General features: G+C 75.3%; 5 protein-coding genes and 1 pseudogene. 1 reads left to right on the top strand and 5 read right to left on the bottom strand.

From position 1 onward, the window contains the following. Positions 1-111: 111 nt before the first annotated feature. Positions 112-930 carry a methyltransferase domain-containing protein gene (locus ABZ641_RS23085; RefSeq protein ID WP_359984485.1) on the bottom strand — a complete coding sequence of 273 codons (819 nt, stop codon included), beginning with the start codon at positions 928-930 and terminating at the stop codon, positions 112-114. A 150-nt stretch (positions 931-1080) separates the two neighbouring features. Here ABZ641_RS23085 and ABZ641_RS23080 point away from each other — a divergent pair, with 150 nt between their 5' ends. After that, entirely contained in the window at positions 1081-1728 is a 648-nt protein-coding gene (locus ABZ641_RS23080) for a methyltransferase domain-containing protein (RefSeq protein ID WP_359984482.1), read from the top strand. 52 nt (positions 1729-1780) lie between these two features. Here the strand turns inward: ABZ641_RS23080 and ABZ641_RS23075 are convergent, their stop codons facing one another. The 4 genes and pseudogenes from ABZ641_RS23075 to ABZ641_RS23060 form a co-directional block, all read right to left on the bottom strand. Further along, on the bottom strand, positions 1781-2938 hold the full coding sequence (locus ABZ641_RS23075) for a glycosyltransferase family 4 protein (RefSeq protein ID WP_359984480.1): 1158 nt from the start codon (positions 2936-2938) through the stop codon (positions 1781-1783). A gap of 9 nt (positions 2939-2947) precedes the next feature. After that, complete coding sequence (locus tag ABZ641_RS23070) at positions 2948-4423, bottom strand: oligosaccharide flippase family protein (RefSeq protein ID WP_359984478.1); 1476 nt, start codon at positions 4421-4423, stop codon at positions 2948-2950. After that, positions 4420-5709, bottom strand: a complete 1290-nt coding sequence (locus ABZ641_RS23065) for a hypothetical protein (RefSeq protein ID WP_359984476.1) — start codon at positions 5707-5709, stop codon at positions 4420-4422. Before ABZ641_RS23065 ends, ABZ641_RS23070 begins: the two co-directional genes overlap by 4 nt. Position 5710: 1 nt before the next feature. Further along, positions 5711-6232, bottom strand: a pseudogene (locus ABZ641_RS23060) (glycosyltransferase family 2 protein); the annotation flags it as partial.

The raw sequence follows: 6232 nt of genomic DNA, 5'->3' as shown, positions 1-6232 counted from the left end.
GTCCGGTTCCGGCCGCGCCGGGCGGCGCCGCCGGGCGGTTCCGGGCGTGACGGCCGGTCAGCCGGGGGCAGGCGGAACCCGCGGAAATCGGAAGGACCGCGGCACCGGACGTCATCTTGGCCGCTGCGCCACGATGAAGACGGACGACGGGCGGAGCTTCTGCCAGGCCGACGTCGGGTGGTAGCGGTAGTTCCATGCGGTGGCGAGGGCGAGCGCCCGGTCGACGACCGCGCCGATCCGGTTGGCGTACATGTTGCAGCGGAGCAGGCGCCCGATCCGGGAGGTCGGCGTGGCCGCGCAGAAGAGGCTCGACCGGATCGACAGCCCGGCGTCGCCGACGGCCCGCTCCAGCAGGTGGCGCGGGATGCCGCGTTCGCGCCGGGTCAGCCCGGGGCGGTCGGCCGAGCGCCAGTCCCCCATGGAGACGACGGGCTCGCAGAGCAGCACCCACCCGCCGGGGGCCGTCACCCGGCCGATCTCCCGGACGACCTTGGACACGTTGGGGATGTGGTGCAGCACGCCGAAGCACAGCACGAGGTCGAAGCTCCGGTCGTCGAACGGCATGTCACCCGACGGCACGGGGTCCTCGTACCGCACCGGCGTCGACCGCAGCGCCGCCGACCGCAGGTGCGCGGAGGGCTCCAGGATCGTGATGTCGTCGATCCGGTCCAGGACGGGGAGGAACTCCCCGCCGAAGGCGCTGCCGACGCCGAGCGCACGGCGGAAGCGGCGATCGGGGAGGTACCGGAAGCCGTACTGGCGGTTGAACCCGCTGTAGCCGTACGCCTCCGAGTCGGAGGACGCCGCCCCCAGGTTCGCGTACGCCTCGCGTTCGTCGGCGAACCACTCCTCGATCTGGGCTGGGCCGAAGTCGTCCCCCCACAACTCGAGGCCGGAGAGGTAGCGTTCCGCGAACTCGTCTGTCCTCATGCGCGCACTGTAGGTCCGTACCGGCAGCCGGCGGCGGAGGGCCGGGCCCAGGGCCGGCAGACATGCCACCGTTGGAGCAATGGGGCGGTGGCCCCGGTGCCGCACGCCAGACTTGGCGGAGCCACCGAGGAACGGACAGCGGAGACCGGGATGCTGAAGACGACGATCGCCGACCCGGACAGGCCCGGCTCGCTCGCCCACGCGGCGCGGGCCCGCCGCTGGACGGAACTGCTGCGCTGCTTCCCCGACCTCGCCGAGATGCGCGTCCTCGACCTCGGCGGCACCCCCGGCTCCTGGCGTGCCGCACCGCGGCGCCCCGCCCACGTGGTGACGGTCAATCTGGACCCCGCCACCGCACGGCACGACGAGCCAGGACTGACGGCCGTGGTCGCCGACGCCTGCGACCTGCCGCCGTCCCTCGCGGCCGAGCGCTTCGACCTGGTGTACTCGAACTCCCTGGTGGAGCACGTCGGCGGGCACAGCCGACGGCAGCGGTTCGCCGAGACCGTGCACACCGGCGCGACGCACCACTGGGTGCAGACCCCGTACCGCTACTTCCCGATCGAACCGCACTGGGTCTTCCCCGGCATGCAGTTCCTGCCCTTCCGTGCGAGGGTCGCGATCTCCCGGCACTGGCCGCACGGGCACATCCGGTCCGACGGCCCGGCCCGGGCGGTGGCGGACGTCGCCGAGGTCGAGCTGCTGTCCGCCACCGAGATGCGCGGGTACTTCCCCGACTCGCACCTCTGGTTCGAGCGCTTCGCCGGCCTGCCCAAGTCGCTGGTGGCCCGGGCGTAGTGCCCGTCCCGACCGGCCGGGCCGGGGAGCCGTGGCACCCCGGCCCGGGGCCTCAGGCGGCCGTCCGGAACCAGCGGGTGTAGGTGTCGGCGACCGCGTCGAGGTCGAAGTGCCCGCGCACCCGGTCGCGGCCCGCGGCGGCCAGCCGGGCCCGCAGAGCGGTGTCGCGGCCGAGGCCGACCATGGCGTCCGCGATCTCCCGGGGCGATTCGACGTCGACGAGCACACCGGCACCCCCCTCGGCGAGGACCCAGGGCACCGCGCCGCTGCGGCGTCCGCCGAGGACGGGCACGCCCACGGCCATCGCCTCCAGCAGGATCATCGGGCACGCCTCCAGCCGCGAGGGGTGGACCAGGGCGGTCGCCTCCGCGGCGAGGCGCTCCAGCAGCTCGCGGTGGCCCGTCGGACCGGCGAACTCCACGCCCTGGGCGAGCCCGTGGGCCGCGGCCCACGCGGCGGCCGCGCCGTCCGGCCGGAACCCGTCGCCGAACATCAGCAGCCGGGCGGCGGGAAGGCTGCGCCTGGCCAGGCCGAAGGCGCGCAGCGCGGCCCGGCCGTTCTTGAGCGGCCCCCAGCCGTTGAGGACGGTGGCGAAGACCGGCGCGGCGGTCGCCGCGGGCGGCGGCGCGCTCGGCATCCCGGCGAGCCGTACGCCGTTCGGGATGACCTGCACGGGGACGGGCGCCCGCAGGACGGTCGTCAGGTGCCGGGCGGTGTACGGGCTGACGCCGCTGAGCGCGGTGGCCCGGTGGACGGCGGGCAGCGCCAGGGAGTTGCGCAGCCAGCGGTACGGACTGAGGCCCTCCTCCCAGGCGCACCGCAGCGGCGCGTCGTGGGCGGTGACGAAGGCGGGCCGCCCGCTGCGGGCCGCGGCGAGGGCGAACTCGTACGTCCAGTGGGCGCTGACCACGTCGGCCGGGCGGGCGCGCATCTCGCGGACGAGGGCCTCCCGTTCGACGCGGAAGAAGTCGCGCAGGTAGTGCCGGGCGTGCGCCCGCATGGGCACCACGACGACGGTCAGCGGGCCCGCCGTGCGCACCCAGGGCCGCTCGACCTCGCCGAGCGCGTACACGGTGACCCGGTGGCCCTGGTCGAGCCAGGTGCCGACCAGCAGACCCGTGTACGGCACGGCGTAGGTGGCCGGCGGCGGGCAGCCGAGCCGGCCGGCGAGCGGGGCGAGCGAGATCGGTCCGGTGAACCCGATGTGCATGGGTGCTCCTCAGGGGCGGCCGGTTCGGGCGGGTCGGGGGAGCAGGCCGTACGAGGCGGCCATGGCGAAGACGGGCACGTTCCGGCGCACCAGGAGCCAGAACGCGGCGACGGGCAGCAGGGCGAGCAGCCCGAGGGCGGTCGAGGACGCCGCGCTGCGGCCGTACTGCGCGCCGGTGTGCGCGGCGAGGAAGAAGGAACCGCCGATCACCGCGTGCACCAGGTGGGCGCGCAGGACGGCGGGCACCTCGACCAGGCCGGCGCGGTGCCATCCGGCCAGTTGGAGGGCGTGGCCGACGGCGGGGCCGACGGCCATCGCGGCGGGGACGAGCGCGAGACCGCGCGTCCAGGCGGCGGCGCCGACGGAGAGGAGCACCGTCAGGGCGACGGCGCTCTGGACGACCAGCAGCCCGCGCAGCGCCTTGCGGACCTCGTCGACGGCGTAGCCGATGGAGCACAGGAAGTAGAGGGCGGCGTTCAGGGCCAGCAGCGGCACCAGACCGGATGCGGTCTCCCAGCCGGGGCCCAGGAGCAGCGCGAGGGCGGAGGGGCCGAGGCCGGCCGCGGCACCGAACGGGATGAACGCCAGGCCGGACGCGGCGCTGAGCATGTCCCGGACCTTCGACGCCAGCGGCAGCCCCTGGCCGTGGGCGCGGGCCAGCACCGGCGTCGCCGCGTGGTGCAGGCTCTGGCACAGCAGGTTCAGCGGGATCGCGACGGTCAGCGACGCCCGGGAGAACTGGCCGGCCGCGGCAGGCCCTAGCAGCCGAGCGGTCAACCACAGCGGGGACTGCAGGGCGGCGGTCTGCACCAGGCCGTAGCCGGTGAAGGTGCCGGAGAGCCCGATCATCGACCGGGCCGGGACGTCGGGCCCGTCCGGGAGGCCGGCCCGGGCCAGTCGGGCCGTGGCGACGAGCAGCGTGCAGGCGGAGGCGGCCGGGAACGCCGCGGCCATCCCGTACGGGTTCCAGCCGAGGCCGAGCAGCAGCGCGCCGGTGAGCATCCCACCCAGCTGGCCGCCGAGGTCGGCCGCCACGGACGCCCGGGCGAGCCCGCACCGGCGCAGCGCCGCCGTGGCGACCGCCGCGGAGGGCAGGACGAGGAACTGCAGGCCCAGGATGCGCAGCAGGGGCTCCATCAGCGGGAGGTGCCACAGCGCGGCGCAGGGCGCCGCGCTGGCCTGCACGGCCAGGCAGCTCAGCCCCCCGGTGGCGACGGAGATCCGCCGGGCGGTGCGCAGCACCTGGCGGGTCAGGTCCTCGCTGCGCAGCAGGTAGGTGGCGAGGCCGGCGTTGGAGAACAGGGTCAGCACCTGGAGCACGGCCAGTGCGGTGGCCTGCACGCCGTAGGCGCTGCTCGCCACGGTGCGCGCGGTGAAGGCCGTGTAGCCGATCTGCAGGACGGTGTTGGCGGCGGCGCCGCCGTAGTTCCAGGCGAGGGCGGCCAGCGCGCTGCGGGGCTCGGGAGCGGTCCGGACGGTGCTCATGCGGCAGCCCCCAGGCGCAGGGACGGTTCTGCCGGCACCGCCGGGCGGGCGGTTCCCGGCGCCGCCGGCTCCCGCAGGAGCAGCCCGATCAGCAGGCTCTGCTCGAAGGGCATCGCGTACGCCAGGCAGAAGCAGGCCATGCCGGTGACGGACAGCCACATCGCCAGCCCCATCGGGGCGCGGGGCGTGGTGCGCCGCAGCACGGAGAGGACGAGCCAGACGGCGGCGCAGAGCCCCAGCAGGCCGACCCTGAGGAGCAGGTGCAGGTAGAAGTTGTGCGGCTGGCTCTCGACCACCTGCCCGTAGAGCAGCCGGTCGAACCCGGAGCCGAAGGGCAGGCCGAAGAGCCAGTCGTGCACGCCGTTCAGCCGGCCGACGAGCAGGTGCGAGCTGTCGATGCGCCACTCCAGGGTGTCCTCGTTGCTGGCCGACGAGGCGAGGTTGCGGGTCAGGCCGGTGCCGGAGGAGAGGGAGAACACGAGCAGGGCCGTCGCGGCGAGCAGCACCGCCAGGGTGAGCCCGGCGGCCTTGCGCCCCGACCTCACGGGACGGAAGAGCAGCCATCCGGCGACCATCACGATCGCGGCGGCCCACACCGTGCGGTGCTGCAGCAGCACCACGACCGGCAGCAGCAGCCCGGCCAGCAGGCGGCCTCCGGACGAGCCGAACGGATTGCACAGCAGCATGACCGCCGCCTGGGCGATCACCAGGGCGGACGCGGCGTCCACGGGCCGCGAGTTGACCAGCCGGCCGTCGACCAGGACGGAGGTGGAGTTGCTGCCGATCCCCAGCCGGCTCCACCAGAACACCGCGGCCAGGCAGTAGACGCAGGCCAGCACCGTCCAGAGCCGGACGACCAGCCGGTCGAGCGGCTTCCCGGATCTGGCCGTGGCGGTGTAGCAGATCGCCCCGAGTGCGTGCAGGAAGTACACCCGGGCATCGTTCCCGGCCCCCTGGACGCCGTACGCCGCCATGCCGGTGACGACGGACACCGCCACCAGCAGGCCCAGCACCGCGAGGGCGGCGTGGCCCGGGGTCGGCCTGATCGGGCGGCGCACCACGGAGACGACGGCGGCGATCCCGGCGCAGACGGTCAACAGGTCCAGCGGGTAGAGGCTGATACCGGCGCCCAGCACCGGCACCTGACCCCGTGCCAGCACCAGCCAGGCCTGGCCGCCGGCCAGGGCGCAGACGCCGATCGCGGCGGAACGGACGAAGAGCAGCACCACGGCGACGGCCGTGGTGAGGGCCGCCACCGCCAGCAGCGCGTCCTGGGCGGAGAGCACGTCAGGCCCGCCGGGCGCGGTCCAGGGCTGCGGCCAGCGTCGTCCGCGCGTAGGGCGCGACCATCAGCAGGGGCGCCCACGGCCACAGGTGCCGGTGGCAGAACGCCCACCACTGCCGCGGCGGCAGCTCCCGCTGCGACACCAGCCGCCGCAGCGCCTCGCGCACCCCGATGCCGGGCTCCCGGGAGCCGCTCAGCGGCGGGTTGGTGTCGCAGGCGCCGACGTACCGCGGGGTGACGTAGAGGGGGATCCCGGCCCGCCGGGCCCGCAGGCCGTAGTCGAAGTCGCCCATCGAGTGCCGGAACCTGCCGTCGATGTCGCCGAGCCGGTCGCGGACGCGGCGGGGGACGAGCACGACGTTGCCGTTGCAGGTGTCGCAGGGCTCGGGAGCGCCGGTGGGGTCGACGAGCACGAAGGCGTGCGAGCGCGGGTGCCACCGGGGCAGCGTCCGCCGCCGGCCCGAGTAGGTGGTGCGGGCGCCGTCCGAGGAGTGCAGCGCGCCCACGACGACGGCCCCGCCGCC

Source organism: Kitasatospora sp. NPDC007106 (assembly GCF_040634455.1).
Classification (GTDB): Bacteria; Actinomycetota; Actinomycetes; order Streptomycetales; family Streptomycetaceae; genus Kitasatospora; species Kitasatospora arboriphila.
Note: the sequence above shows the minus strand (reverse complement) of the source record. Positions and strands in the feature narration are given on the sequence as shown.

Bases quoted from the DNA above. Each gene is read 5' to 3' on its own strand.
- ABZ641_RS23085 (WP_359984485.1), bottom strand. From the start codon at position 930: ATGAGGACAGACGAGTTCGCGGAACGCTACCTCTCCGGCCTCGAGTTG.
- ABZ641_RS23080 (WP_359984482.1), top strand. From the start codon at position 1,081: ATGCTGAAGACGACGATCGCCGACCCGGACAGGCCCGGCTCGCTCGCC.
- ABZ641_RS23075 (WP_359984480.1), bottom strand. From the start codon at position 2,938: ATGCACATCGGGTTCACCGGACCGATCTCGCTCGCCCCGCTCGCCGGC.
- ABZ641_RS23070 (WP_359984478.1), bottom strand. From the start codon at position 4,423: ATGAGCACCGTCCGGACCGCTCCCGAGCCCCGCAGCGCGCTGGCCGCC.